The sequence below is a fragment of the Carnobacterium pleistocenium FTR1 genome (genome assembly GCF_000744285.1).
In the GTDB taxonomy this organism is placed as follows: Bacteria; Bacillota; Bacilli; order Lactobacillales; family Carnobacteriaceae; genus Carnobacterium_B; species Carnobacterium_B pleistocenium.
Genome location: NZ_JQLQ01000002.1, coordinates 468,893 through 495,507, shown reverse-complemented (window position 1 = coordinate 495,507; position 26,615 = coordinate 468,893). Strand labels below are relative to the sequence as shown.

General features: G+C 37.4%; 27 protein-coding genes. 1 reads left to right on the top strand and 26 read right to left on the bottom strand.

What is annotated here, in order from left to right:
• Positions 1-7: 7 nt before the first annotated feature.
• The 25 genes from fliF to BP17_RS02425 all read right to left on the bottom strand — a co-directional run bounded on the left by fliF (position 8) and on the right by BP17_RS02425 (position 23,118).
• Positions 8-1,579 carry a flagellar basal-body MS-ring/collar protein FliF gene (fliF, locus tag BP17_RS02545; protein WP_035051360.1) on the bottom strand — a complete coding sequence of 524 codons (1,572 nt, stop codon included), beginning with the start codon at positions 1,577-1,579 and terminating at the stop codon, positions 8-10.
• Between the two features lie 27 nt (positions 1,580-1,606).
• Positions 1,607-1,927, bottom strand: a complete 321-nt coding sequence (gene fliE, locus BP17_RS02540) for a flagellar hook-basal body complex protein FliE (protein ID WP_035051359.1) — start codon at positions 1,925-1,927, stop codon at positions 1,607-1,609.
• Between the two features lie 25 nt (positions 1,928-1,952).
• Positions 1,953-2,390, bottom strand: a complete 438-nt coding sequence (gene flgC, locus BP17_RS02535; RefSeq protein WP_035051358.1) for a flagellar basal body rod protein FlgC — start codon at positions 2,388-2,390, stop codon at positions 1,953-1,955.
• Between the two features lie 28 nt (positions 2,391-2,418).
• On the bottom strand, positions 2,419-2,799 hold the full coding sequence (gene flgB, locus BP17_RS02530) for a flagellar basal body rod protein FlgB (protein ID WP_035051357.1): 381 nt from the start codon (positions 2,797-2,799) through the stop codon (positions 2,419-2,421).
• A 422-nt stretch (positions 2,800-3,221) separates the two neighbouring features.
• Positions 3,222-3,587 carry a flagellar export chaperone FliS gene (fliS, locus tag BP17_RS02525; protein WP_035051356.1) on the bottom strand — a complete coding sequence of 122 codons (366 nt, stop codon included), beginning with the start codon at positions 3,585-3,587 and terminating at the stop codon, positions 3,222-3,224.
• 23 nt (positions 3,588-3,610) lie between these two features.
• On the bottom strand, positions 3,611-3,976 hold the full coding sequence (locus BP17_RS02520; RefSeq protein ID WP_035051355.1) for a hypothetical protein: 366 nt from the start codon (positions 3,974-3,976) through the stop codon (positions 3,611-3,613).
• A 222-nt stretch (positions 3,977-4,198) separates the two neighbouring features.
• Positions 4,199-5,683 (bottom strand): flagellar filament capping protein FliD, encoded by a 1,485-nt coding sequence (fliD, locus tag BP17_RS02515; protein WP_035051354.1) that lies wholly within the window; start codon positions 5,681-5,683, stop codon positions 4,199-4,201.
• Positions 5,684-5,687: 4 nt separating this feature from the next.
• A complete protein-coding gene (locus BP17_RS02510) occupies positions 5,688-6,059 on the bottom strand; it encodes a flagellar protein FlaG (protein WP_232219590.1) in 372 nt (123 codons plus the stop codon).
• A gap of 103 nt (positions 6,060-6,162) precedes the next feature.
• Entirely contained in the window at positions 6,163-7,350 is a 1,188-nt protein-coding gene (locus BP17_RS02505) for a flagellin N-terminal helical domain-containing protein (RefSeq protein WP_035051348.1), read from the bottom strand.
• A 218-nt stretch (positions 7,351-7,568) separates the two neighbouring features.
• Positions 7,569-8,498 carry a flagellar hook-associated protein FlgL gene (gene flgL / locus BP17_RS02500; RefSeq protein WP_035051346.1) on the bottom strand — a complete coding sequence of 310 codons (930 nt, stop codon included), beginning with the start codon at positions 8,496-8,498 and terminating at the stop codon, positions 7,569-7,571.
• Positions 8,499-8,501: 3 nt separating this feature from the next.
• Positions 8,502-9,932: a flagellar hook-associated protein FlgK gene (flgK, locus tag BP17_RS02495; protein ID WP_035051344.1), complete on the bottom strand. Its 1,431-nt coding sequence runs from the start codon at positions 9,930-9,932 to the stop codon at positions 8,502-8,504.
• A 12-nt stretch (positions 9,933-9,944) separates the two neighbouring features.
• Positions 9,945-10,313, bottom strand: a complete 369-nt coding sequence (locus tag BP17_RS02490; RefSeq protein ID WP_035051343.1) for a flagellar motor switch protein — start codon at positions 10,311-10,313, stop codon at positions 9,945-9,947.
• Positions 10,313-10,621, bottom strand: coding sequence for a flagellar biosynthesis anti-sigma factor FlgM (gene flgM, locus BP17_RS02485; RefSeq protein WP_035051342.1), 309 nt, complete (start codon positions 10,619-10,621; stop codon positions 10,313-10,315). The genes BP17_RS02490 and flgM overlap by 1 nt, the downstream gene beginning before the upstream one ends.
• 807 nt (positions 10,622-11,428) lie before the next feature.
• Positions 11,429-12,511 carry a flagellar motor switch phosphatase FliY gene (fliY, locus tag BP17_RS02480; protein ID WP_035051340.1) on the bottom strand — a complete coding sequence of 361 codons (1,083 nt, stop codon included), beginning with the start codon at positions 12,509-12,511 and terminating at the stop codon, positions 11,429-11,431.
• On the bottom strand, positions 12,508-13,506 hold the full coding sequence (gene fliM, locus BP17_RS02475; protein WP_035051339.1) for a flagellar motor switch protein FliM: 999 nt from the start codon (positions 13,504-13,506) through the stop codon (positions 12,508-12,510). The genes fliY and fliM overlap by 4 nt, the downstream gene beginning before the upstream one ends.
• 17 nt (positions 13,507-13,523) lie before the next feature.
• A complete protein-coding gene (locus BP17_RS02470; RefSeq protein ID WP_035051338.1) occupies positions 13,524-13,925 on the bottom strand; it encodes a chemotaxis protein CheW in 402 nt (133 codons plus the stop codon).
• 13 nt (positions 13,926-13,938) lie between these two features.
• Positions 13,939-14,301, bottom strand: coding sequence for a response regulator (locus tag BP17_RS02465; protein ID WP_035051337.1), 363 nt, complete (start codon positions 14,299-14,301; stop codon positions 13,939-13,941).
• A 14-nt stretch (positions 14,302-14,315) separates the two neighbouring features.
• The gene (locus BP17_RS02460; RefSeq protein WP_035051336.1) at positions 14,316-14,912 is read right to left on the bottom strand and encodes a chemotaxis protein CheC; all 597 of its coding nucleotides are present in this window, start codon (positions 14,910-14,912) and stop codon (positions 14,316-14,318) included.
• Entirely contained in the window at positions 14,902-16,950 is a 2,049-nt protein-coding gene (locus BP17_RS02455; protein ID WP_035051335.1) for a chemotaxis protein CheA, read from the bottom strand. Before BP17_RS02455 ends, BP17_RS02460 begins: the two co-directional genes overlap by 11 nt.
• 37 nt (positions 16,951-16,987) lie before the next feature.
• Complete coding sequence (locus BP17_RS02450; RefSeq protein WP_035051334.1) at positions 16,988-17,758, bottom strand: CheR family methyltransferase; 771 nt, start codon at positions 17,756-17,758, stop codon at positions 16,988-16,990.
• Positions 17,758-18,780: a protein-glutamate methylesterase/protein-glutamine glutaminase gene (locus tag BP17_RS02445; RefSeq protein WP_051910417.1), complete on the bottom strand. Its 1,023-nt coding sequence runs from the start codon at positions 18,778-18,780 to the stop codon at positions 17,758-17,760. The genes BP17_RS02450 and BP17_RS02445 overlap by 1 nt, the downstream gene beginning before the upstream one ends.
• Positions 18,781-18,804: 24 nt before the next feature.
• A complete protein-coding gene (locus tag BP17_RS02440) occupies positions 18,805-19,287 on the bottom strand; it encodes a chemotaxis protein CheD (RefSeq protein WP_035051333.1) in 483 nt (160 codons plus the stop codon).
• 32 nt (positions 19,288-19,319) lie between these two features.
• Complete coding sequence (locus BP17_RS02435; protein ID WP_035051331.1) at positions 19,320-19,769, bottom strand: chemotaxis protein CheW; 450 nt, start codon at positions 19,767-19,769, stop codon at positions 19,320-19,322.
• Positions 19,770-19,858: 89 nt separating this feature from the next.
• A complete protein-coding gene (locus tag BP17_RS02430) occupies positions 19,859-21,925 on the bottom strand; it encodes a methyl-accepting chemotaxis protein (protein WP_035051329.1) in 2,067 nt (688 codons plus the stop codon).
• 281 nt (positions 21,926-22,206) lie between these two features.
• The gene (locus BP17_RS02425; protein ID WP_035051327.1) at positions 22,207-23,118 is read right to left on the bottom strand and encodes an aldo/keto reductase; all 912 of its coding nucleotides are present in this window, start codon (positions 23,116-23,118) and stop codon (positions 22,207-22,209) included.
• A 682-nt stretch (positions 23,119-23,800) separates the two neighbouring features.
• Between BP17_RS02425 and BP17_RS02420 the strand changes: the two genes are divergently transcribed.
• Positions 23,801-24,712 (top strand): nuclease-related domain-containing protein, encoded by a 912-nt coding sequence (locus BP17_RS02420; protein ID WP_035051326.1) that lies wholly within the window; start codon positions 23,801-23,803, stop codon positions 24,710-24,712.
• Between the two features lie 276 nt (positions 24,713-24,988).
• On the opposite strand, the gene BP17_RS02415 is transcribed toward BP17_RS02420, so the two are convergent.
• Positions 24,989-26,395: a uracil-xanthine permease family protein gene (locus BP17_RS02415; RefSeq protein ID WP_198022501.1), complete on the bottom strand. Its 1,407-nt coding sequence runs from the start codon at positions 26,393-26,395 to the stop codon at positions 24,989-24,991.
• Positions 26,396-26,615: the final 220 nt, after the last annotated feature.

The following is a 26,615-nucleotide window of genomic DNA, read 5'->3' as shown; positions in this document are numbered from 1 at the left end:
ACTTCACCTACTTATCTTTCATCCAAATTTTAATCAAATCAGCTGCGCCTTCTGGACTTTCTTTAGCATAATCTCTAACGGTATTTTCTTTTACGGACATATTTTTATTTAGTTCTTTTTTCATTTCAGCTCTTTCTTTTGCTGCTATTTGATCCGCTGTAGGTTGAGCGGGTCGTACCGGTCTTGCGACTGGTTCTGGTTCTTCCTCATCAAAGAAATCCAATTCATCGTCATCTGAGCGTCTACGCATCAAAAGAATGATGAAAATCAACAGACTTAAAAGAACGGCTCCTCCCACTAGGTAAGGCCAATAACGTAAAAGCATATCTCGGATACTGCTATTCAATGGTTCTGTTTCTGCCTCTTCGGTTGCTTCAACAGCAGCGAAATCGATTCCTTGTACGGTGACTACATCGGCGCGTTCCTCAATGGTACCAATAGTAGTGGCCACGATAGCTTCTAAGGATGCTTGGTCATCCGGACTTAAATTGCCGTCAAAAATAACGGAAGCGCTTAGTTTTTCTACTTCCCCAGGGGCTTTAATCGTGTTCGTGGTTTCTGAATTCAGTTCATAATTCGTGGTTCGGTCATAGGCAGCAGTGCCGCCATCTTCCCCGCTTTGTACTTGGTTGATACTGTTGTCGAACCCTTCTCCTTCTTCAACATCAATAGTCTGCCCGCCTGCAGAAACGGTTTCACTACGGACAGAAGAGTCACCGTAATTGATGATTTCACTTTCATTGGAGTCGAAATTCATGTCGGCATTTACGGCAATAGTCAATTTATCGATTCCATAGATGGGAGCTAGCGTTTGAAGCAACTTTTGTTCCAATTCTTCTTCATAACTTTTGGTAATTGCTTGGTATTTACTGACCAGATCGGTCGCATTTAAGTTTGCTTCATCTTCTAACGCCGCGCTTAATAAATTGCCGGCTGTATCGACAATTTTAATGTTTTCTTTGGGCAAATTATCGACTGCTCCAGAAATCAATGACGCGATTCCTTGAATAGCCGAAACAGGAACTTGAGTCCCACTTAGCGGAGTTAATACGACAGAAGCTGAAGCTTTTGATTGATTTTCTTCATTTGTAAAAACACTGTCTTCGGGTAGCGATAACAGTACTTTTGCCTCTTCAATGAAGTCAAGCGCCGAGATGGACTGCTCCAATTCTCCTGTGACTGCTCTTTGATACATGATTTTACGATCTTCATCCGTGGCCATCATACTGGTTTCATCAAAAATTTCAAAACCAGTCGTACTTTTTGGCAGAAGATCATTTACGGCTAATTCAATTCTATATGTATCAACCTGGGCTTGATCAATGAGAATGGTTGTTCCATTATCTTCTAACTTATAAGCGATCCCTTTTGTTTTAATATCATTTACAATCGTACCTGCATCTGCTTCTTCTAAATCTGAGAAGAGTGTGGCATACTCTACTTTTTGTGTGTAGTAAGTTAGGCCGGTTACTATACTGATGACAAGAAAAAGAACCAAAACCAGTCCGATTCGTTTGTTTTTGCCAAGATTAGTCCAACCGTCCTTAATTCCCGTCCAAATTTTCTTTATTCCATCCATAATTAACCTAACTCCTCCAAGTACTCATTAAAATTGCATATTTTTTATTTCGTTATACGCTTCCAGACCTTTGTTTCTTAATTGCAAGGCCATTTCTAATGACAATTGTGCCTCGGACGTTTGGATCATTACATTATGTAGATTATCTGTGTCTCCAGTGATCAAGCCTTGCACACCTTGATCCGCTGCTACTTGTTGGTCATTTAATGAAGTCATTGCGTTTTCTAACATTCCTGAAAATGAGGATAAGCTACCTGCTGCTTCATCTTTTGAGGCATTTAGTCCACTGGTTAAATCTGGTTGGACAGGACCATTTACTAAGTTGCTAAGAAGTGCGTCTACATTCATTTAAATTCTCCTCTAAGTTGATTTATTAACCGATTGTGATTTGTAAGGCTTTTGACAGCATTTCTTTGCTGGCATTCATAGCCGTCACATTGGCATCATAGGTTCGCAAAGTGGTCATCATATCGACCATTTCATCTGCCATATTTACGTTTGACTGCTGAACGTAGCCTTCTTCATTGGCATCTGCATGCGTTGGATCATATTCCATAACGATATCTTCTGTATTTTCACTAATTTCAGTTGGTTGGACCCCAAAACTTTTTTTGGTCCCTTGACCAGCTAAAGATGCTTCAACCTGTTTTAAACTCTCTTCAAAAACCACTTCTTTTTTTAAATAAGGACCTTCTCCGTCTTCTGTTCTTGTGGTATTTGCATTCGCAATATTGGTTGAGATCGTATCTAACTTCAATCGTTCTAAACTTAATCCACTCGCATTTATCTGCATAGAATCAAAAATCGACATCCTTATACCTTCTTTCGTTTTTTAATCACTACTTCGTAATTACACTACGCAACATAGCATACTTAGCGTTTAATTGCGTCACTAACCCATTGTAATAAATGCTATTGCTAGCTTCTTCAGCCATTTCGATATCGATATCAACATTGTTGCCATTCTCTTTTACTGACGTATTGGTTCTTTTTGACACAACTGGCGTCACATCAGTTAAACTTTCGAAACCCATATGTAAATCATCTGTTTTATTTAATGCGGTACCGTTTGAAACATTTTCTAAAATACTTTCGAAGGCTACTTTGTTTACTTTATAACCATCCGTATTCACATTAGCAATATTACTTGAAATCATTTCTTGTCTCATTGATGCTGCATCTAATGCATTTTTCATCAAATTATAAGTAGGGTCACTCATGATCTTTCCCTCCATATGTCGTTTTTTTACTTTGTTGGCTTTAAGAAATTGCTGTACTCATGCATAATCATCTATAAAATACAAACGTTATTGATTTTTATTCGGTTATTTTTCGTTTTTTTGAGTAATTAATCAATTATATCAATACTTAGAAAGTATATATGATTTTTTTTTATTGAGCAATAGACTTTACAGAAACATTACGTTCATTAAAGAAACAATACTGTTTTCTATCAATATTAGTTTTCTCTAAGTATTTTCCACTTGTTTGATCATCAAAGCAAAAATGCTTTTACTCTCCAATTCTAACACAAAAAACCTTACTCTTCCCAAGTAAGGTGGAGGTGGGTCATTTAATTACTTGTTTGATTTCGACTGTTTTTAAAATGTGTCCAAAAAGCAACACTTGTCGTTTTGCTAAATTAGTCCATTTCAATCCAAGCATCGCGTAATTCTTTTACCAATTCACGGCTACGTTTTACATCCTCTGCATTTTTCGATACATTCGCTTTAATCAATTCGCTAGCGAGGTACTCATACATCCGGTATAGATTTTCTGCGACCTCTCCACCTTTTTCAAAGTTTAACGTATTCATTAATTCAGCAATGATGTTTTGTGCTTTGATCAAAGCCTGACCTGTTTTTTCAATATTTTTTTCAGCGATATGTAATTCAGCCAATTTCAAATTTTTGATGCAACCCTCGTATAAAAGGACAATCAATTTTTTTGGCGATGCATTTAAAATCTGATTCTCTTTGTAAATCGCTGATCCATTTTTTTGATACATTCTATTTCACTCCTACTCTACGATTAAATGCCTCTGTCTACAAATACCGGCTCCTGTTTCACCGATACATAATTATCTCTAACTTTATTTTTTTGATTGATTTGTTTCATTTTATCCATTAACTTTAGCTTTTCGCCCCGAATAGCAGCCATCATTTGTTGTTGCTTAGGAATAATAATCGTAAGCAGTTTTGTTTCAGCAGGTGTATACCCAAACGCTGCATCCTCGCTCAATTGTTGCTCAATCGCTTTTAACTGATCCAAATTCGGTTGATTCCCAGCTATGATAGCCACCGCCTCATCCGGATCCCCAGTCCATGTTTCCATTAGAACCAGAATATTCTCCAACACATTTGTTCGCAATTCAGCCCATTCGATATCAGTTGTCATAATGAAAACTCCTTTCTTAATTGATTACTTACCAAGTTTCGGGTTTCAAGAGAAATTTCTTCTGGAATGAACTGGTTTGCTTGTGGAGAGCCAAGGGAACACCTGAAGTCAAAAACAAATCTTCAGGCTTTCAAGCAAACCTATTCCACCAGAAATTTCAAGTAAGTGATTCACCCAATCCACTAACACTAAAAATGATAGATTTTTAGATTACTAACTAATTTACTCAGTTGTGCTAAATTGGCTTTGCAAGTAAGCTAATTGCGATTCTGCTTCCATCATAGCCGAGTCTAAGCGAGTAAACATTGCCACATAGTTTTCACGTTTTTTCTCTAATCGTTCATTGAATTTTGTAATACTGCTGGAGAGGTCTTTTAATGACTTATCATAGGTGTTCGATTTAGTTGCAATAATACCCGTTTCATCTGAAATATACGTATCCACTAATGAACGCATTTTTTGCGCCATACCCACTTCAGTTTCAGTTGTGACCGTCGTTAAAACACCAGCCTCATCCGTACTTATTGCATCAATAGAAGTGGTTTGGAACAGCATTTTCTTCACAGCCGTTGGATCATCTGCTAAAGCCGTTTTTAATTTATCTGAATCTAAAGTAGCAGCCCCAAAACGGTCTACGGAAATTCCAATAGATTCTAAATTATTGTATGCATCATTTCCCGAATTGACATTTTGACTCATTAACGAACGTAGGCTAGATTGCAACCGCATCAAAGAACTGTCCCCTACTAAAGCTCCAGTACTATTGCCTTCAGCAGAAGGATCGCCAACATCTAGTTGATCGCCAATAAAAGATAAGGTTGAATTGTATTGATCCACAAACGCTTGAAATGCTTTAACCGTGGTACTAGTATCTTCTTTGATGCCAATCGCAACAGGTTTCGAAGCTTCCGTTAAACCCTTTAGTTCAATAGTTAAATCTTCCACAGCATCTGTGATGCTATTCGTATCGCGTGTAATGGCAATACCATCTATCGTAAGTTCAGCTGATTGACCACCTTTATAAGCATCATCAACAAGACTAAAACCTAATGATTCAGCCATACTACCATTTTCAATTCCTTCGTCATCAGTTGATACACCACCAAACATCATCGTTCGTTCGCCCATTTTACTATCTGTCATTACAATATGGTTATCCACAATTTTTGCTTCTATTCCTGATTCCTTTGAATTTTCATTGATTTTTCCAACAATATCTTTTAGGCTATCTTCTGCTGCAATACTAATTTCAAAGTTTCCAATAGTCGACTCACCTTCTACTTCAGTACGAGTTGATTGACTAATACCAGTAAAGGTCCCAATCAATCCTAGACTTCCATCAATTGTTCCACCCTCTGGTAACGTAAACATACCTGAAATTGCTTGGTTTGAAGTCGCTAATTGAGTTACTTCAATACTATAATTACTCGCTACTGAATTCGTGCCTGCCGTGATAGCAACTTTAGTTGCATCACTTGAAGTCGTCGTTTTTGATTGAAAAGTCTCGTCTTTTTCAAGAGTACCTAGCTTAGAATACAAACTATCTAAGCGTGTATTGATGTCTTTCCAAGCATTTTTCTCTGCTGTAATGCCTGTTTGTTTATTTGAGTACTGAACAAGCTTACCAGATTCAGCTTCAATCAATGAATCAATTGTTGCCGTATCAATCCCTGAATAAGAGCCTAAAAAACTAATACTACCAGCCATAATTTCATTCCTTTCGATCCAATAAAATTCCTGCTGAATCCCAAATACTTGCTAATATATCGAGCATTCTTTCTGGTGGAATTTCTTTTATTACTTCTTCTGTTTGTTTATCAATCAACCTGACAACTGTTCTGCCAGTATCTTCATGGATTTTATAATCAAATTGCGTTTTTAACCCTATTAAAAAATGGTTAACTTTTTCGACCGTTTGCTCTATTTCTTCTTTGGTAATTTCAGAATCAATAATTGGCTCTTGTCTTTCTTCTACATCTGACATTTCTTCTGTGTGTGAATATTGTCTATCGGATTGATGAATCAGACTCGATTCAAGGGGACGAATCTGAAGAGATTTAGGGATAGGCTGTATGATATCCATATCTGACAACTCCATTTCTCAACATCATATAGTTTACTATAAATAAAAAGCCGGCACAACGCCCGCTTTTTATTTGTTGTGTTTTTTAATTAGTATCTGATTATTATTGTAATAATGAAAGAACACTTTGTGGCATTTGATTTGCTTGAGCCAACATTGAAGTTGAAGCTTGAGAAAGGATATTTGATTTAGTGAAGCTCATCATTTCTTCAGCCATATCTACGTCAGTAATACGAGAGTTAGCTTCAGATAAATTTTCTTTTGTTGTAGCTAAGTTAGAAACAGTATGATCTAAACGATTTTGAACAGCACCTAAGTTAGCACGTTCTTCAGAGACTGATTTAATTGCTGAATCGATTGTTTCGATTACTTTATCATAGTCTGCAGCGGTTAATTTTTCTCCTACAACATTTCCTTCAGTATCAACTGTATTAGCAACTTTCAATTTACTTACACTTATTAATTCAGTATTTGTTGAATTAGCTGTATTATAACTTGTTGCATTAGTTAATGTATCTGTTGTTGTTGTTTTAACTTCTTTTGCATTATCATCTAACAACTTTGCCTCTGCTTCTGCTATAATCGTTGCATCTCTAGTTTCAGTAAGTGTTACATTACCCGGATCTGCATCTAAAGCAGCTTGTGCATTTGTTCTGTTTGTTGTTGCACTAGTCAAGTTTCCCGCAGTAGCAGTTTGTGCTGATGTTGCTGCATCCGATGCTTCTGTTGCTTTTTCTAAGTCAAGAGCAGCTTTAGCTCCGACTGACATGCTAGTAGATAATCCTAAACCGGTAGTAGACATGTCTTTAATATCTAGACCAACTTCTTGCCCAGCATTAGCTCCAATTTGGAAAGTAAAACTTGAACCTTCCGTACCACCATTCAATAGAGATTTTGAGTTAAATTGAGTGTCTTCAGCAATACGTCCGATTTCTGATGAAAGAGAGTCCATTTCTTTTTGGATAGCGCTTGTATCTTCATCTGTATTAGTGCCATTCTTAGATTGAACTGTCAAGTCACGCATACGATTTAAGATACTATGTGTTTCACCTAAAGCACCTTCAGCTGTTTGGATTAATGAAATTCCATCTTGTGCGTTACGTGAAGCTTGAGTCATACCTGAAATTTGATTTTTCATTTTTTCTGAAATTGCTAAACCTGCTGCGTCATCTCCTGCTTTGTTGATGCGTAAACCTGATGATAGTTTAGCTAGTGAGTTACTTTTTGAAGCGTTAGCTGAAGTAAGGTTAGAGTAAGTATTCATTGCTGCTGTATTTGTATTAATTCTCATGATTGTGTTCCTCCTAAAGTCTATTTTATGTTTATGTTGCCTTATACCTCTTATATCGGCAGGTTTCATTATCTGTTAAGGATGTTTTTATTTTTTCTTTTATTCTTACTTAACATACTAAACTTCTGTTTGAATCTTGCCTTATATTCCTTATATCGGCAGAGTTAATGAAGAGTTAAGTCATTTTATAATTAAAGTTAAAAAAATACTGAACTATCTTATAGATAGTCCAGTATGCTAGTTTGCAATATTTTTGTTCCCATTGATAAAGCAGCTTGATAGGCCGTTGATTCCATCGTATACTCCATGTATTTTTCTGCTAAATCAATATCTTGATTTTCAGATAACATTGTTTTTAGGTTTAACTTTTCACTATCGTTACGTTCTAATGTTGCATTCAAACGATTATAGATAGAGCCTGTTTTTGCGCGATTAGAAACTATATTTTCGATTTCTTGATCAGCTCTGCCTAATAAGCTGGATAGTTTTTCTGTATTATCTGAGTCTAAAGCAGTCAACACCTCAGAAAAGAAGGTACCTAAATTATCTGTTCCCTCCGTATTTTGTTCGTTCATAAAATTACGGCCATCTGTATTCAGTTCAACTAAAACACCTGGTGCAATTTCGCGTGACAAATTGCCACTTGCATTATCATCGAGTACTCCATCATGATAAGTAATACCCGTGATTTCACCGTCTACACTAGTTACTTCAAACGGCTTTTCTGTTGTATTCATACCAGCAAAGACATATCGTCCGCCAAAATTAGTATTTAATGCATCAACAGTCCCTCTGATTTCAGATTCAATCTCGGCTTTATTGGCTTGGCGATCGGTATGGCTAAGCGTATCATTAGCTGAAGATTGAATCAAGGTTTTGATTCGCTGCATCGATTCTGTTGCACTGCTCAATGCAGAATCTTGTACATTTGTCCATTGAATGGCATCGTTGATGGTTGTTTTATATTGATCATTTTGAATAATTGAGTTGTTTAAATCTAAAATTTTTGATACTTTCAAAGGATCATCAGATGGTTTGCTGACTTCTTTTAACGTAGACAATTGATTTTGGTATTTCATGACGTTTTCTGTATTAGCCGAAAGATTGCGTAAAAAGTTTTTCGACATTAACGAATCAGTTACCCGCATTTATTATACCCCCGTTCGGTTGATCAAAGTATCGAGCATTTCTGAAACCACTGAAATAATGCGAGAATTGGCTTCAAAAGCACTTTGATACGTAATCGTATTGGTTACCTCTTCATTGATTGAAACACCTGAAACGGAATCTCTACGGGCTTCAAGCAGACTGACTAAGCTTCCTTGACTATCGACCATGTTATCCGATTGTTGCTTCACAATTCCCATTTGCGTGACACTATCATTGTAAGCACCGGAAACCGTTGAACCTTTTGTTGAATTTATAATCGACAATGTCATAGTGTCTTTATCATAAGTCATTCCAGCCTGGTCACTAGAGTAATCTAGTTTGGTATTTTGCAACGAAGCAATCGCTTGAGCACGTGTACCATCTCCACTAACAACTCCAGAAAGATTTTTCCCTGCATTGATTGTTGAAACATCATCTAGAATTTCTTGATTCACTTGAATAGAAGCGGCGTAATCATCTCCTGATCCCAATTCAAAGAAATCAGCACCTGTTCCACCGTCACTGTGTATTTTATTTACAGCTGTCGCAAAAGTAAAAGCTAAATCATTTAGTTCTTGTTTTTTAGTGTCAATTTCTGTTAAAGCTTCTTGCGAGCCCTTTATGTTTCCAGATGTAATAGCGATAGGTTCTCCATCGACACTTAATTGACCATCTGTTGGGTCTGTTCCAACACTCAACTCAGCTATTGAATCTTCGGTTAGAACGGATTGTCCACCAACCGTTATACTTACTCGGTTAAATTTATCGTAACTGGCTTCAACTCCAGCAATACCTGTTAATTCTTTTAACAATTTATCTTGCTGGTCTAATAAATCATTCGGTGCTTGACCTTGAGACGTTACATTAAAAATTTGGTTGTTCAATGAATCTAATTGCGCTACTTTTGAATTAAAATCTAAAACATTTTTTTCAATATCTTGAACTGTACCGTCATGTAGATTATCGATTTGATTTGACATATGGTGAAGAGTATCAGTAAACGTTTCAGAATTTTGAGCCACCATTGTTTTAGCCGTTGCAAGTTCAGGATTAGAGCCTAAATAAGTCCAAGAAGAAAAGACTTCGCTCAAATTATTATTTAAGCCAGTTGTTGAAGGTTCATTAAAGATCCCTTCCAATTGACCTAAGACATCTGATTTTTGGCTATACATTTCTAAAGAAGAGTTTTCATTTCGCAATTGGTTGTTCACATACGGATCAACGATTCGATCAATGGACGCAATTCTAACTCCTGTACCCACTTGGCCGATTCCGCCAAGAGTATACGGATTGTCTGCTACCATTGTAACTTTTTGCCTAGAGTAGCCTTCTGTATTTGCATTTGAAATATTGTGACTGGTTGTCTGCAAAGCAGATTGCTGCACATTCAACCCTTTAGTTGCATTGTTTAATGTTCCAAATAAACCTGACATTCTTTCACCTCTTTATAGGGATTGATCAATTAGATTGGCTTGTTGTGCGGCACTGTAATCTCCCCGTTTGGAGTAAGTAGAGCTACCTTTTTTGACCCCTGTACTAATAGCTTTCATCATCATTTCTTGGTAACTGATGACTTGCTGCGTTAGAACCAAATTGGTTTGTTGTAGGTTTTTGATCTCTTCAACCACTCCGATCAGGTCTTCTTTTTTCAACCCATCAGTCGTTAAAGTGGGAAGTCTATCTAAAAAGGTCTGTTTTTGTTCTACAAGTGCTTTTACTTTCGCACTGTCATTTTTGATCAGCGCGTTTTTTTCATCCATTAATACGGTTTTAAATTGGATTAGCGTATTGAGTGCTCTCGCTTTTTTACTCATTACTCTATGAACTCTCTTTGATTGTTCATTGCTTGTATCATGCCACTCGCAATTTTTTCAGGTGACACATTATAAGTGCCATTCAATACAGCTTTTTTAATAGATTCTACATTTGGTGTCATCGCTGCGTTGTCAGTTGCTTTAGCTTTTGCAAGTTGTTTAGCTGCATCAGATATATTGACTGTTACGGATTCTTCATTAACTGTTTCACTCACATTTGTCTTAGCTAATCCTTTGCTGTGAGCATTCTCTTGGTTTTGACGGACAGTATTAACATATTGATTATAGCCATTATTTCCTATTTTCATGGTTAGTGCTCCTTTCTCATACTTTAGTCTCTTTTTTATTATTGGATTTGAGTTTTGAGTTTGGTTACTGGCAGTTTATGCCTTACATATTTACTATCGGCAGGTTTTTAAGATACTTAAGTCTTTTAGCTAAAATAGCCGTCTGCAATTTTTAGCATTAGATAGATATATTGCATTACTCACTTGAAATTTCTGACGGAATAGGGTTGCTTGTAGCCATGTATTGGATTCAATGTGAATTACAGAGCGCTAACGCTCTGTTTGAAGCTTGAAAACCTTAAGACTATGGTTTTTAGGCTTCAGGTGCTCCCATGGTTTCACAAGCAATCCCGTTATTCCAAAAGAAATTACTTTTGAAAAACATCATAAGTCGCTATTTTTAGTGTTGATAACTAATTTGCATCACTTACTTGAAATTTCTGACAGAATAGGGTTGCTTGTAGCCATGTAAGGATTCAAAGTGAATTACACAGCGTTAATGCTTCAGCGATTACGTTGTGTTTGAAGCTTGAAAACCTTAAGACTGTGGTTTTCAGGCTTCAGGTGCTCCCATGGCTTCATAAGCAAACCCGTTCATTCCAAAAGAAATTTCTTTTGAAACACTGACACTTTTTATTAAGTAACTTTATTTTTCTTATGTATATCCGTTCATTGACTAGACTCTTCTATAGTAGCAATTACCTTTCCATTATTCAAGCAAAAAATAAAAAAGCCAGAACAATTTGTCCTGACTCCTTTGCCATTTTGATACATGCTAAGTTTTTTTATATTGCTAGATACATTGCGTTAAACCAGTATTTCACCGGATTAGTTCAAATGTTTGATTCGTTGTTCTTTACTTAAGATATTGGTGATCCGAATTCCGAAGCTCTCATTGATTACAACAACTTCACCTTCAGCGATCAATTTGCCATTTACATAGATCTCCAATGGCTCATCAGTCATCTTGTTCAATTCAACAACTGAACCAGTTCCAAGTGATAAAATGTCTTTGATAGTTTTTTTGCTCTCACCCAACATAACACTAAATTGCAATGGCACATCCATGATCAGATCCAAATTGCGCGGCGTTTTCAAACTGCCAGCATGCGTTAGTTCTTGAAACTCCGGTTTTTGGATGCCAATTTTGCCTTCGTTACTTTGCGTTGGTTGACTAGCAGCTGGTTGAATTGGTGCCTTCATCTCTTCCGTCTTAGGCACTTGGCGATCTTGGATGACTTCTCCTTCATCCGCTAAGACGATACTTGAAATCGTTCGAACGGTTTCAAGCGTGAAGATTTGCATGATTTCACTTTCAATCAATCCATCTACGACCATTTTAAAAGCAATCTTACACACAACAGTGTCACCGCTGATTTTATCGTAATTAACACTTTCTTGATCTTTCCACACTTCAACTTCAGGTGGGAGAATATCTACAATCCGTTCTAGCATCGTAGCCATCGCCGTTGCAGCAGAACCCATCATTTGATTCATGGCTTCTCCTACCGCACTCAATTCAAGTTCCGTAAATTCTTTTCCTTCAGCGTCTCCATCACCATCCATCATTAGATCAGCGATAATAATGGCATCTCTTTCATTCATCATCAATAAGTTGCTGCCAACTATTCCTTTTTTGAATTCGATCGTTGTCACCACTTTTGGTGTCATACTTTCGTTGAGGATCTCTTGGAATTTCAGAGTAGACACAACGGGAGTCGTGATCGTTACGCGGCGATTTAAAATAGCAGACAAGGTTGTAGCAGCTTGAGACATGGAAATGTTTCCGATTTCTCCAACAATATCTATTTGTGTTTGATCAAGGGTATCCGTTGATTTTGGCTCAGGGGTAGGTACATTTCCACTCATCATTGCATCAATTTCTTCTTGCGTTAATTTTCCACTGCTCATTCGTCTGTCTCTCCTCCAATATACTGTAATACTTCAACCGCCATGTTTTTTCCTTTTAGTCCGGGTTTAACATAATACCGTGGAAATTTTTCCACTGTCAAGATCAACGGATCAGATGTCTTACCATCCAAAGGAATGATGTCGCCCAATTCTAGATGTAGAAAGTTTTCCAACGTCATGACTGTTTCTCCTAAAAGTACTTCCATGTTTACTGGGGCAGCCTGTAGATTTTTTTCTAATTTTCCACTATCAGAATGGTCCGTTTCTTTTTCAGAATGGAACCAATTGCGTAAACTTAATTTATCTAGCATCCCTTCAAAAAAGATATAAGGAACACATAAATTGATAAACGTGCGAATATTATGCACGATAACCGTAAACGTCACCAAAACGACTGGTTCATTTGGCGACATGGTTTGCATCATTTGCGGATTGGTTTCGGTTGACTCCAATGCGCTCTCGATTTTCACTACCTCACGCCAAGCCAATTCAAATGAATGGACAAAATTGGTTAATACTTCGTCTAAAATAGCCATCTCAATATCCGTAAAACTTTCTTTTGTTATTTCCTCTTTGCTGTCGCGAATTTCTAAACTACCGCACAATAGATCAACCAATTGTAAGCAAAGTTGCGGACTGATTTCAATAATTTGTGTCCCTTCTAAAGGAGATGAACGGAATAAACCCATCAACGTAAAACGAGGGACCGAGTGCAAAAACTCATCAAAACTGACTTGTTCGATTGAAGCTAGCTGTACGGTTATATTGGTTCTGACTTGAGTGGACAACATATTGCTAGCGATCTTAGTGAACTCTCCAAAGACCATATTTAAGGTACTTATGTATTCCTTCGCTAGCCGAACAGGGCGCCTAAAGTCATACAACTTAACTTTGTTTTCTTGATCATCGTCATCTAAATCTAAAGTATCGATTTTTCCACTTTCTACTGCCTTCAATAACGAGTCAATTTCTTGCTGTGATAGAACTTGTTTCACTAGTTATCCCTCATTTTTTATAAAAATAGTTTCTCCATGTTGATGACACTCACTATTTGGTCTTTCACTTGGATCACACTTGACACAAAATCGTCAAGTTGTTCGTCCAACTGTTGAATAGCCGACGGTTCAATATCCAATACCCATGCAACATCATCCACCATAAATGCTACTTTTTCCTCATCATTTTTCACAATGATAATATTATTGTACCATATTTCTTTTGTTTCATCAGTGGGAGAAAGTAATTTAGATAAATTTATCAAGGTTATCACATTTCCTCGCAAGTTAACGAGACCTTGTACCCAAGCTGGAGATTGAGGGACTGGGGCACAAGCCATTTTAGTTGTTATTTCTTCAACGTTTTCGGAAGAAAAAGCATAATATTTTTCGTTTAGCGTAAATATTATCATCTGCATATTTTTGTCACCTTTACAAACTGGCTTTGTCTAGAGCTTTGATTACACGATCACTATCGAATGGTTTTACGATAAAATCGACTGCTCCAGAACGAATTGCATCCATAACCATGCCTTGTTGGCCCATTGCACTACACATTACCACGCGAGCTGCTGGATCAAATGCTCTAATTTCTTTTAAAGCATCTACCCCATCCATTTCAGGCATCGTAATATCCATCGTAACTAAATTTGGTTTTTCAGCTTTGTATTTTTCAACAGCCTCAAGCCCATTTTGTGCTTCTGCTACTACATTGTAGCCATTTTTCTCTAAAATATCTTTCAGTTTCATCCTCATAAAGGCTGCATCGTCTACGATCATTACATTTTTTGTCATTTGTATTTCTCCTCTCAAACTGTTAGTGCTTTTAACATCTTATCTATTATCCCTGGTTTCGGGACAAAATACAATGAAGATTCTAATCGATCTCCTAAATAATAAAATTCATTTTTTATAATCATAATGGCATTATCATACTGACTTTGTTCCATATAGATGCTACTCATGATCGCACCAAACATATCTTCAATAATAATTGGTACAGATGTGACCAAATTTCGGTCTATTAATTTCATAACCGCATTCAAAAATGAGTTGACCAATATATTCACCAGCTCTTGTAAGGCTGAATCAGCCATAGCTTCTGAATAAGGGGTGTTTTCTGGCAACATCATCGACACTAGATCTTTTGAATACTGCTGATCGACTGTAAATAAAAATACGCCTTCTGCATCGCCCATCATTTTTATAATGATGGCTTTTATCACCGTTTCTTCAGCCATGATCTGCTCATAAACATCTTCATAAGCCATCATTTCAATCACTGGAACCGTCATATGGACCGGTTTTTCGATCAATTGAGACAAACTCGTTGCGGCATGTCCGCCGCCAATATTGATGATTTCTTTTAGTACATCTAATTCGGTAGCTGAATAATTAGACTCCACTGGCTTCACCCATTCTTTCACTACAAATGGCTGACACATCCAAAATCAAGATGATACTGCCATCTCCTAGAATAGTGGCCCCTAAGTAATTTTTCAGCATATTCAACTCTTGACCCAGTTTTTTAACCACGATTTCTTGTTGTCTAATCAAATCGTCAACTGCTAAAGCACTGTAGCTATCTCCTTGTTTTACCAAGACCAAATGCAAGTTGGAATCTTCTGTTGTCTCCATACCTAGTGTTTTGTTCAATCGTACGACCGGAATAGCCAGTCCTTCGTATTTATAAACTTCACGGTTGTGCACATGAATAATGTCTTCTTCAGTTACCTTAACGATTGTTTTGATGATCCCTAAAGGAATGGCAAACGCATCTTGTCCAACTTTTACCAGCAGTGATTGAATAATCGATAAAGTCAATGGTAAGTTGATTTTAAAAACTGTTCCTTTATTAACGACACTTTCTAATTCAACGGTTCCACCTAATTCAGTGATTTTTTGCTTGACTGCATCCATTCCCACACCACGTCCAGAAATGTTGGTCACTTCTTTAACGGTTGAAAAGCCAGGATGAAAAATCAATTGTTGGATTTCTTTGTCGCTCATTCCTTCAGTTGAAACGCCTTTTCGTCCAGCACTTTCTTTGATTATTACTGGGTTAACGCCTTTGCCATCATCAGTCAACGTCAATACGACTCGGTTTCCTTCTTGATAAGCTGTGATTTTGATCAGACCTTTTGGATCTTTGCCTAGTCTCACACGTTCTTCTGGCATTTCTATCCCATGGTCCGCCGAATTCCGCAATAAATGCACCAATGGTTCGCTCAATTCTGAAACCACTGTCCGGTCTAATTCGGTATCTTCCCCTTCGATCACTAAATCGAATTCTTTGCCTAATTCGTTGCCTAAGTCGCGAATCATGCGAGGGAAACGAGTCATCACTGTGCTGACCGGTTGCATTCTGATTTTCAGAACCAATTCTTGCAATTCTGAACTGATTCTTGCTACATGTTCAAGCGGTTCTTTCATTTCAGAAACCAATGATTGATCGCTTAAATCTTCTAGTCGTGTGCGGTAAATAACCAATTCTGAAACCAAATTCATAAAGGAATCTAATTTCCCAATTTCGACTCGAATCGATTGATTTGCTACATGACTTTGCATTTTTCCTTTGGTCGCTGTTTTCGTTGGTGCTTGAATGGCTTCAACGATTGCTTCCAATTTTTTTTCTTCCAGTTGTTCAGGTTGAACAGCTGCTTTTTTTACAATCAAGTCATCCGCTTGATGAATCGTTTGAATCAAGACTTCTTCAATTTCACTATTGTCTAATGCTAAGTTAAGGACCGTTTCTTCATCTAATTTACTGACATAAATCAATTTGAAGATGTTGCCAAAGTCATCATTCTCTAGAACTTCTGTCCCCGGTTCTGAGTACAAGACATCTCCGTGTTGCTCTAACTTGCTCATCACAAGATATACACGCGCATTTTTCATTGAACTGTCTTCATCGATGCCAATAGCTAGCACATATGCATTGTAGCCATCTTCTTTAGCGGCTTCAATGATCATTAAATCTGAGTCCTCGACTTTTTCTAACGTTAGATCAAGCAATGAACCCGTTTCTTGTTCGATTGCGGAAGCTGCACCGACTGCACTTTCCCCTGTAGCTACATGATCCAACCGTTGAATAAGGGTTGTAATATCCCGTTCTGCCTCATTGCCTTCTCTTAAATCTTCCACTAAGTCAGATAATGTATCTAAACAATCAAAGACCAATGCAATCGAGGTTCCATCGGCTGAAATGATTTTTTGTTTCAATAGATCAAAGACATTTTCCATTTTATGCGTTAATTTAGCCATCGTATCGTAGCCCATGGTCGCAGCCATCCCTTTGATGGTGTGAGCTGATCTAAACATGACGTCTACAATACTGGAATCTTCTGGATTGATTTCTAATGCAAGGACTTGTTCATTCAAGCTTTGCAAATGTTCATCTGTTTCTTCAAAAAATAAATCGAGGTATTTGCTATTTTCGTCCATCGTATCCCTCCCCTTCGTTACTTCTCTTATTTGCTAATTAGATTTTTTCATAAATAAATGAAGCACGTTTAATCAAGCCATACTTTTCAGGGCTGTAAATGGTCTCGGTGGCTCCTGTGAAAAACAATCCTCCTGGAACGAGCGCATCACTGAATTTTTGATACAACACTTCTTTTACTTCATTTTTGAAATAAATGGTCACATTGCGGCAGACGATAACGTGATAGTCTCTTCCAAAACGATCTCCAATCAAATCATGTTTTTTAAAAGCTACTTTATTTTTGATTTGATTCGATAAGTAAAAAGTATGATTTTCATGAGTGAAGTACTTTTTGCGATTTTCATCGTCAACATTTTTGAGTTCCATACTAGAAAAAACACCTTCTTTGGCTCTTGCTAAGATCGTTTCATCAATATCCGTAGCGGTTATTTTTTCTGCTTGCGCAATGTTATGGTTGTCCATGATCATAGCTAGTGAATAGGCTTCTGCTCCGGTAGAACACGCTGCACTCCAAATTTTCAAAGGACCAAAACGCGGTTCAAGGTACGTTACCATCAATTCTTCAAATTCATCAAACACTTCTCTATTACGAAAGAAATCTGTTACATTGATCGTAATGTAATTCAGGAAATTCTTTTTAACGATTGGATCTGCTTGTATTTTAAGCGCATATTCTTCTAGCGTCACAGCGCCAGTATTTTTCATGATTGTTCCAATACGTCGTTGAAGCTGTTTTTCTTTGTATCCATCTAGATTAATATTCAAATGTTCTTTTGTCCATGCATAAAAAAATTCGAAATTCAACATTAGCCTCTCACCCTTATCATCCAATTGATTAATTCTGAAATTTCATTTAGACTCGCAATTTCATCAATAACACCTTTTTGTACCGCGTTGCCCGGCATCCCATAAACAATGGATGTTTCTCGGTTTTGCGCCACTGTAAATCCACCAGTTTTTTTTATTTTAGCTAAGCCACGAGCTCCATCCTGACCCATCCCCGTTAGAATAAAACTCGCCAAGCCACTGCCGTAAGCCTCAGCTGCGGTTTCGAACAAGTAATCTACAGCCGGTCTCACACCGTGAATCTTATCAGTTTCAGTTAATTTGATTTGGTTATTTTCAATCAGCATATGATACCCGCCAGGAGCAACATATACCATACCTCCTCTTATTGCCATTCCCTCTTCTGCTTCAACGACTGTTGCACTCGATTCTTTATCTAAGCGTTTAGAAAAGGAGGTCGTGAAACCTTTAGGCATGTGCTGAACGATGAAAATAGGAAAGCTTAGGTTATCCGGTAAAGACCGAATGATTGAAAATAAAGCTTTAGGTCCACCGGTAGAAGCACCAATCACAATAGCTTTTATTTTATTTGGCAGCCTTTTTTCTAATCCATTTAGTTGTAACAGTGATTTTTCTACTGGTATATCCGTTTTCTTCTGTTCAAATAAGGGTTTTATCTTATCAGCTACTTCATTTTTAAATGCATCTGATTGGTTTCTGATATCGAGCGGTTTTTCAATGAAGTCCATTGCGCCTAAATCAAGGGCTGCAATCGTATTATCTTCTCCACTGAATGAACTCATCATAATAACCGGTACTTCGTGTTCTCTTTTTATGATTTCAAGCGTTTCTAACCCATTCAATCCTGGCATTTCAATATCTAACGTGATGACATCTGGTTGAAGCAGCGGGATCGCCTTTAGTGCATCACGACCATTTCTAGCCGTACCAACAACTTCCAAGCCAGCAATACTTGTTATTGTTTCAGTAATAATTTTTCTCATGAAAGGAGAATCATCCACAACCAATACTTTTATGTTCACTATCTGTTACTCCCCTATCCCTTTTTACAATACAATTATTTCTCTATTCACCATTCGAATCGTTACCGTAAAGGTGGCCAGATCGACGATCATCGTTCTGCCCATGCTCCCTCCAGTATGAATGTTTAATAAAGGAATCCCTAGTTGTTTCAATACTGCTTCAACAGCCAGCACATTTCGATCTCCGATACTTCCATGGGGAAGATCCTTAGAAAATTGAAACATACTCGCACCGCCTGCTATCTTGGCAACCAACGGATTGCCGTTTGTTTGCTTATTTATTTCGGATACCATCTGAGGAATGGCTAAATCAGCGAATTTTTCAATTTTGTTAGCTTCTTTAAAAGCACTACTATCAGGCAGCATGATATGGCTTAATCCACCAATTTTTGTTTTAGGATCATAAATAGCGATCCCCACACATGAACCCAGCCCCACTGTTATCAAGGAATTTGGCTGCTGTGTTACCTTATAATCTGAAATACCCACTCTGAATTCATCTGCCATCCATTCTCACCATTCCTCTAACCTATCCATTTTTATCGATTGATTAATGACACCAATTCTTGCACACCATCTTTTGAAAAAATGCTATCTACATCCAATTGTAAAATGATGCCTTCTTCTGTGCGGATAAAAGCCACCACATAACTAGCCGCTTTTTGGTCGGCATTTTCTGGTGATTCTTGATCTGCACTTTCAAATGATTGAATATTAGTTACTTTATCTACCGCTAACCCAATCTTCTTCTCTTGCCAATTGATGACGATTACTTTCGTATCAGCCGTGATTTCTGTTTTATTTTGAAAAAAACGTTCGCCTAAATCAACGATTGGTAAAATTCCTTCACCATAATCTATCGCACCTAACACATAGCTTGAGGTATCTGGGATGCGAGTTAATTCTTCAACATGTATAATTTTTTCGGTTACTTCAATGGGAATGGCAAAGCTTTGGCCACTGCTACTAAAAACAACAAACTTTTCCATTTCACTACTCCTCCACGTTCTCTATTTATTCTATTAGATACGCACACTCTTTTCCGAATGCACGTATCCGTGTTTTTCTTATAGCTATCTTATGCTAACTTAAATTGATCCGTTTCTTCTTTTAATTCATTTGCAATGGTTTCTAATTTGGCAATACTTGAAGAAAATTCTTCCATCGTAGCCAAAATTTCTTCTGCATTTGCAGATACTTCTTGCGTTCCAGCAGAGTTTTCTTCTGCTGAAGCGGCAATGTTTTCAATGGCTACCAACGTTTCATCTTTTTTATCAGAGATGACAAATCCTAAGCTGGCAACATTTAAAATACTTTCAACCAGTTTATCCATTTGGTCTGTTACTTTATTTGCTGAATCGATTGCTTCATCGATTGTTTGCGTTTGTGTTTCACTTTCTGAATGGGCTTGTTCAACTTTGCTGACCATTTCATTTGATTTCTCTTGGATACCTTTGATGATAGCCGCGATATCTTTTGTTGAATCATCACTCTTCTCAGCTAGCTTTCTGATTTCATTAGCCACAACAGCAAAGCCTCTGCCGCTTTCGCCTGCGCGAGCAGCTTCAATAGAAGCATTTAACGCTAATAAGTTGGTTTGATCAGAAATTCCATCAATAACTTTAACGATTTTTTCAATGTTTTGGATATCTTCATTTACGGCATGAATACTTTCGCCCAATCTAGCCATCGTTTGGATCGTCGTTTCCCAATTCTCATGAACCTCGACCATCATTTGGTTATTTCTCCCATTGGCAATCGTTGTATCATCCGTGTGTTGCCCCATTTGTTGGATATTTTGATCAATCTCACCAACGCTTTTCGCTAAATCTCCCATTTTGTTTACTGTCTCTTCAGTATCTTTCATTTGGATACTTGTTGCCTGAGCAATCCCAGTGATTGTTTCAGATACTTCCTCTGTTGCTGAAGTCGTTTGTTTAGAAATATCATTCAATGTTTGAGTCATATCAGTTAAATAACTGCTCTTTTGTTGAATGCTCCCAACCATTTGTCTGAATTGTTGCATCATTTTATTGAATGCAAATGCGATTCGTCCAATTTCATCACTGTTTTCATTGATAGTTTTTGGTTTTGCTAATTTATTGAAAAAAGGTTTATCTGGCAACATGTTGAAATCATTTCCAGTGATTTCAGTCGTTAAATCGCCTTCTTCAACTTGATTGAAAGCTTTAGTCAATGTTGTGGTAATCGTCATAACGTACTTAGATGCCAGCAATGCACTTAAAACGGCGATAATGATTCCAATCATTAAACCAATCAAAGCTGCTCGATTTGTCGCATTGACTTCATTAGCCATTTCATCTTCGCCAACTACGCCATAAACGATCATGCCAAGACGGCTGACCTTACTATAATAACTGCCAATTTCTTGCTCATTTTGAATAAAGCCTGTTTGTTCAGTCGCTTCTTTAAACAAATTGCTATCCTCAATAGATGTTCCAACTTCTTCTGGGTCATTAGACATTAGATAATCCCCAGCTTCGGAAACCACAAAAAAGTGTCCTGTATTTCCGTTTTGGATCGATGTTAAATAATTATTCATTCTCTCTAAATCCAAATCAATAGCTAAAACGCCATAGAATACATCATCGACAATGATCGATCTGGAAACGGTCATTGCCATCATTCCGGTAACTGCATCTCGATAAGGTTCGCTCCAAATCAACGCTCCGTTGCGTTCCACCGCTCTTTTGTACCACATTGCTGAGCTCGCATCAAAGTCTGCCGGTACATCTTCAACGGTGCCGATTATGGCTTGACCTTCTGGAGCATAATAAGTATTTCCTATGTACATACTATTAGTCTTAACAAACTGTAGCTCTTCTTGAATGGTTGTACTTATATCTTCATTTTCAACAAGTTCTTGAAATTCAGGTTTTTCTGCCGTAGCATTGATCGTATTTTCTAGTTCTAGACCAATCCAGTCTAACTGGGTCGTAAATTGCGTTGCTAGATTTTTTTCACTTTGCTCGATTCGTTGAGACAACAAGTTTTGCGTGCTGTAATAATTCATGACTAACACAATAACAATCGGTATGGTAATCATAGCTATTAATGTAGGAATAATGACTACCTTAATACTTTTCTTTCTATCATTCTTATTCTTTTTAAGTCTTTTCTTCACTAATGATTCCCCCTATGTATCTCTTCTTTAAAAGAACTCTTTTCACAACCTGATGTATATTTGATTGAAAGTTTTCATGAGTCTTTTTTAGATAAACGATTGCTAAATAACATATCGGTATTTTTTGGTATTTCTTAAGTCTTTAATCTTCTTTTTTTATTTATTTTTAATATTGCGACAATTTAGTTATTTTAGCAGCAAAAAAAGGATTCTTTTGATTGAAGTCAAAAGAATCCTTTTTTTATTTCAGACTAGCTACAAGAGTATTTTCTGCTACCCATTTATGGTAATTTATTGCCAGCAGCTCGGTAGATATCGTACCATTCATCATGCGTTATACTTACTTCAGAGGCTTTAGCGTAGTCGCTCAGGCGTTCCAGTGTCATCGTTCCAACAATAGCTTGCATATGAGCAGGATGACGTAAAATCCAAGCAATAGCCATAGCTGAGTTAGACAAACCGTACCGTCCTCCAATTTCTTTCAAAATAGCATTTATTTCTGGGAAGTTTGCATTATCTACAAAAATTTCACCACCACTTTTTATCGGTGACCAAGCTTGTAAGGTCATGTCTTCTATACGGCTATAATCCAATACTCCGCCATCTCGGTCTATCCCACTATCAAATTTCGTATTCACATTAATACCGGCATCCACCATTCCAGTGTGTCCCACGCTGAATTGCATTTGGTTTGCAACAAGAGGCTGTTTGACATAATTTTTCAATAATTCGATTTGAGTCGGATTGTGATTGCTGACCCCAAAGTTTCGTACTTTACCGCTTCTTTCCAATTCATCAAAAACTTCGGCTACAACTTCAGGTTCAACTAGTGCGTCTGGACGGTGTAATAACAGAACATCCAAATAATCTGTTTGCAAACGTTTAAGAACGCCGTCTACGCTTTCCAATAGATGTTTTTTCGAAAAATCATAACTGTCTTTTCGAATTCCAACTTTAGATTGGATCAACATTTTTTCGCGGATAGGAGGATCCATTTCGATCACTTTCCCAAACATTTCTTCTGCTTTTCCTCCGCCATAAATATCAGCTAAATCAAAGAAGTCGATTTCTAAATCTAACGCATTGTTGACAACTTTGCTAGCTTCTTGAGGAGTTAAATTCCCCATTGACATACATCCTAACGCAATATTTGGTATCATTAATTCACTTTTACCTAAAAACATTCTTTTCATATTCGTCAGCTCACTTCCTTTTATCTGAGAAATCGTTTTCAGTATAACACTCTTAACTATTTTTTACTAAAATAAATGCACTATCATTACCTAAGAGCTAAAGTTGCTTATTTAAGTTGGGTTCGTTGACGAAGAAGTAAAACTTTTCTTGGGTCTACTTCTATATGAAACCTCGTTTGACGTAGAAGTGAGCGCCTTTTCTGGTCTGACTCCTACGTCAAGGGTCAATTGACGTAGGAGTGCAGAGATTTTCTTGCTGTACTCTTTCGTACTAGACCGCTTCACGAAAGACTGAACCCTTTTTCCTCTCTACTCTTCCAAGAAAATTTATGCCACCTAGAGATGGCATTCTTTTAAAGTTCTTTGACGAAAAAGTAGAGCTTTTCTTGTGTCTACTTCTACATGAAACCTCGTTTGACGTAGAAGTGAGCGATTTTTCTGGTCTCACTCCTTCGTGAAGGGTCATTTGATGTAGGAGTTCAGAAATTTTCTTGCTTCACTCTTTCGTACTAGCCGATTTCACGGAAGACTGAAGCCTACTTTTCTCTCCACACTTCCATGAAAATTTACATCACATGGATAACTATTCTTTTCTATTAGAATTAAGACATAAAAAACGACTTTTGCCATTTTTTTCTTATACTAAAAGAGACTAACAAATGTTAAGGAGTGCGATAAGCTGATGCTACTAAAAGAACGAACAAAATCGGTCACCCACCGCCTATTAGAATCTTTGAATTTCCGAATGAATTTACCAGCTGAGGAAAAAGTGAATTATGAAAATCAAGTAAAAGGTTTCGCAGGTGAAAAACAATTTGATGCCTACATGAATCAATCTAACCAGTCTGGTCTTGTATTGAATGATCTCGTTCTAACTTATAGAAACACTGTTTTCCAAATCGATTCCCTGCTTATCACGACAGATGTCGTCTATTTATATGAAGTTAAAAATTATGCCGGCCCTTACTTTTATAGAGAAGAATCCTTTTTCACAGAATCGGGCTACAAAATTCTCAATCCCCTGAGACAAATCGACAGAAGTGCAACTTTTCTTCATAACGTGCTGCTTAGTTTAGGATACCAATTGCCGATTCAACCTCTTATTGTTTTTATTAATCCAGAATTCAATCTTTACTCTCTACTGCCAAACAAACTATTCTTGTTTTCAAATCAATTACCTAAGTACCTTCATACTTTATCAAACCAAAACTTCTCGACCACAAACAAGCAGCTGGAACTTGGAAAGAAATTAAGCGAGTTACATAATGAAACTTATCGTCCTGACAAGTTACCGAATTATGATTTTGATCAATTGAAAAAAGGCATTTTATGCCCAGTTTGTTTCTCAGCTAGTTATAGAGATACAAGACAAACTTACTTTTGCGCTGTATGTGCTCACAAAGAAACCATTACAAGTGCCATTGAGCGAAGTATTTTAGAATTTAGACTGCTCTTTCCTGATAGCCCAATAACAACAAACCGAATTTACCAATGGTGTGGAGCAAGCTACTCCAAAGAACGAATTCGACTGATCTTAAAAATGACTTATCGTCGTCATTTATCCCGACAGATGACGTATTACAGTGAGAAGTAGTCATCGCTATTCAATTTTTTCTGTTTGGTGTGTATTTCACGAAAGAGTGAGGACTGTTCTCAAGTCTACTTCTACATGAAACCTCGTTTGACGTATAAGTAAGCCCATCTTCACGTCCCACTCCTACATCAACACCTTGTTCACATAGGAGTAGATGCTATTTCTTACTTTACTTTTAAGTGAAATGGGCTTTCACGAATAAGTTGTACATTCCAAGCTTCCTAAAATAAAAAAACATTCACCACCCCTAAATCAGAGTGATGAACATTTGGCTATTTAAACTATTTCGCTTTCCATAGTTGGTTTTTCCTTCAAAATAATGTTTAAAACTAAGGTAACGATCGTTCCAGCCGAAATACCAGATGAAAATAATCCACCAAGAATTCCTGGCAGCCCAGCTACTACTTCAGGACGGAAAGCCACGCCTAGTCCAACACCTAATCCGGCAGCGACAATGACTAGATTGCGGTTATCAAAATTTACACGAGCCAATGATTTCACACCAGATGCGGCTACGTTACCGAACATCAAGACTCCTGCTCCACCTAAAACTGCCATCGGCATAATCGATACAAGTGTCGCAAATTTAGGTAAGAAACTCATTACCATCAAGAGAACACCCGCGGCGATTGCAACGGATCGAGAGGCATTTCGCGTTAACGGGATCAATCCAGCATTTTGGCTAAATGTCGCTACTGGGCCTGACCCAATTGCCGGTCCAATAAATGATCCGACGCCATCTGCTCGGACACCATTTGCAATATCATCATCGGTTAATTCAGTTTCTGTTACAGCTCCAATTGTTTGCATCACACCCACGGTTTCAATAACTGTTACTAAGTAGCCTGAGATAAAGGGAATCGCAAATTTCAAATCAAAACTAACACCATATTTAAAAAGCTGTGGCATAGCGAACCAATTGGCTCGAACGACTTGACCGAAATCAACCATACCAAGGGGAATACACATCACATAGCCAATGACGATCCCAATCAAGACAGCTGCAGGTCCGATTTTCGAACTGCCATAATGGTTCAGTAAAACAATAATCAAAAATACGATTGTAGCAATCGATAAATTAAGCAACGAACCATAATTAGCTGATCCAACTCCACCAGCAACCCAGTCAAATGCAACAGGCATCAACGTTAATCCCATCAATGTAATAACGGTTCCGGTTACGGCTGGTGGGAAAAACTTCATTAACGGTTTAATGAAATAACTTAAGCTGATTTCTAAAACGGCTCCCATCATGGTTCCACCAAAATAGCCTGCAATGCCTCCGCCCATCGTATTGATGACCGCATTGGCTGGTCCGACAAAACCAAAATCAGTTCCCATGATCGTTGGAAGACCAGCTCCTACACGAAACCATTTCGGACCGATTCCTTTAGATTGAATGATCGAAACAACACCAGATCCTAACAAAGCTGCACTGATCATATAAGAAGTATCTGCGATCCCGAATCCTGCAATGCCAGATATTACTAAGGGCACGGCTATGATTCCACCAAAAGCTGTTAATATATTTTGAAATCCTAAAAGGGTCATTAAGAAAAAACCTGGTTTATCGTCTACTTGGTAAAGAAGATTCGATTCGGTTTTCGGCGATTCATTCCCTCTTATTTTCTTTTCCCCTGGCATTTCAATCGTTATTTCTGAATTATTTATTTTTTCCTTCAAAATGACCCTCCTATTAAATACGAACATTAATTTTTATAATTGTTTTATAATTCGTTATTTTTATCACTTCGTCAGTATACCCGCTCAAAAACTTTATGTAAAGCATTAAAAAAGCATTTATTCTTATTTCCTAGCTAAAAACCCTTTCATTTCGAATCGTTCGTATTTATTGCATAAAAACACCTTGATTTTTGATGTTGCTAGCTTCCATTCAATTACT

What these genes read in the sequence shown, in the direction of transcription:
- fliF (WP_035051360.1), bottom strand. Translation starts at nt 1,579, where the DNA reads ATGGATGGAATAAAGAAAATTTGGACGGGAATTAAGGACGGTTGGACT.
- fliE (WP_035051359.1), bottom strand. Translation starts at nt 1,927, where the DNA reads ATGAATGTAGACGCACTTCTTAGCAACTTAGTAAATGGTCCTGTCCAA.
- flgC (WP_035051358.1), bottom strand. Translation starts at nt 2,390, where the DNA reads ATGTCGATTTTTGATTCTATGCAGATAAATGCGAGTGGATTAAGTTTA.
- flgB (WP_035051357.1), bottom strand. Translation starts at nt 2,799, where the DNA reads ATGAGTGACCCTACTTATAATTTGATGAAAAATGCATTAGATGCAGCA.
- fliS (WP_035051356.1), bottom strand. Translation starts at nt 3,587, where the DNA reads ATGTATCAAAAAAATGGATCAGCGATTTACAAAGAGAATCAGATTTTA.
- BP17_RS02520 (WP_035051355.1), bottom strand. Translation starts at nt 3,976, where the DNA reads ATGACAACTGATATCGAATGGGCTGAATTGCGAACAAATGTGTTGGAG.
- fliD (WP_035051354.1), bottom strand. Translation starts at nt 5,683, where the DNA reads ATGGCTGGTAGTATTAGTTTTTTAGGCTCTTATTCAGGGATTGATACG.
- BP17_RS02510 (WP_232219590.1), bottom strand. Translation starts at nt 6,059, where the DNA reads ATGGATATCATACAGCCTATCCCTAAATCTCTTCAGATTCGTCCCCTT.
- BP17_RS02505 (WP_035051348.1), bottom strand. Translation starts at nt 7,350, where the DNA reads ATGAGAATTAATACAAATACAGCAGCAATGAATACTTACTCTAACCTT.
- flgL (WP_035051346.1), bottom strand. Translation starts at nt 8,498, where the DNA reads ATGCGGGTAACTGATTCGTTAATGTCGAAAAACTTTTTACGCAATCTT.
- flgK (WP_035051344.1), bottom strand. Translation starts at nt 9,932, where the DNA reads ATGTCAGGTTTATTTGGAACATTAAACAATGCAACTAAAGGGTTGAAT.
- BP17_RS02490 (WP_035051343.1), bottom strand. Translation starts at nt 10,313, where the DNA reads ATGAGTAAAAAAGCGAGAGCACTCAATACGCTAATCCAATTTAAAACC.
- flgM (WP_035051342.1), bottom strand. Translation starts at nt 10,621, where the DNA reads ATGAAAATAGGAAATAATGGCTATAATCAATATGTTAATACTGTCCGT.
- fliY (WP_035051340.1), bottom strand. Translation starts at nt 12,511, where the DNA reads ATGAGCAGTGGAAAATTAACGCAAGAAGAAATTGATGCAATGATGAGT.
- BP17_RS02470 (WP_035051338.1), bottom strand. Translation starts at nt 13,925, where the DNA reads ATGCAGATGATAATATTTACGCTAAACGAAAAATATTATGCTTTTTCT.
- BP17_RS02465 (WP_035051337.1), bottom strand. Translation starts at nt 14,301, where the DNA reads ATGACAAAAAATGTAATGATCGTAGACGATGCAGCCTTTATGAGGATG.
- BP17_RS02455 (WP_035051335.1), bottom strand. Translation starts at nt 16,950, where the DNA reads ATGGACGAAAATAGCAAATACCTCGATTTATTTTTTGAAGAAACAGAT.
- BP17_RS02450 (WP_035051334.1), bottom strand. Translation starts at nt 17,758, where the DNA reads ATGTTGAATTTCGAATTTTTTTATGCATGGACAAAAGAACATTTGAAT.
- BP17_RS02440 (WP_035051333.1), bottom strand. Translation starts at nt 19,287, where the DNA reads ATGGCAGATGAATTCAGAGTGGGTATTTCAGATTATAAGGTAACACAG.
- BP17_RS02435 (WP_035051331.1), bottom strand. Translation starts at nt 19,769, where the DNA reads ATGGAAAAGTTTGTTGTTTTTAGTAGCAGTGGCCAAAGCTTTGCCATT.
- BP17_RS02425 (WP_035051327.1), bottom strand. Translation starts at nt 23,118, where the DNA reads ATGAAAAGAATGTTTTTAGGTAAAAGTGAATTAATGATACCAAATATT.
- BP17_RS02420 (WP_035051326.1), top strand. Translation starts at nt 23,801, where the DNA reads ATGCTACTAAAAGAACGAACAAAATCGGTCACCCACCGCCTATTAGAA.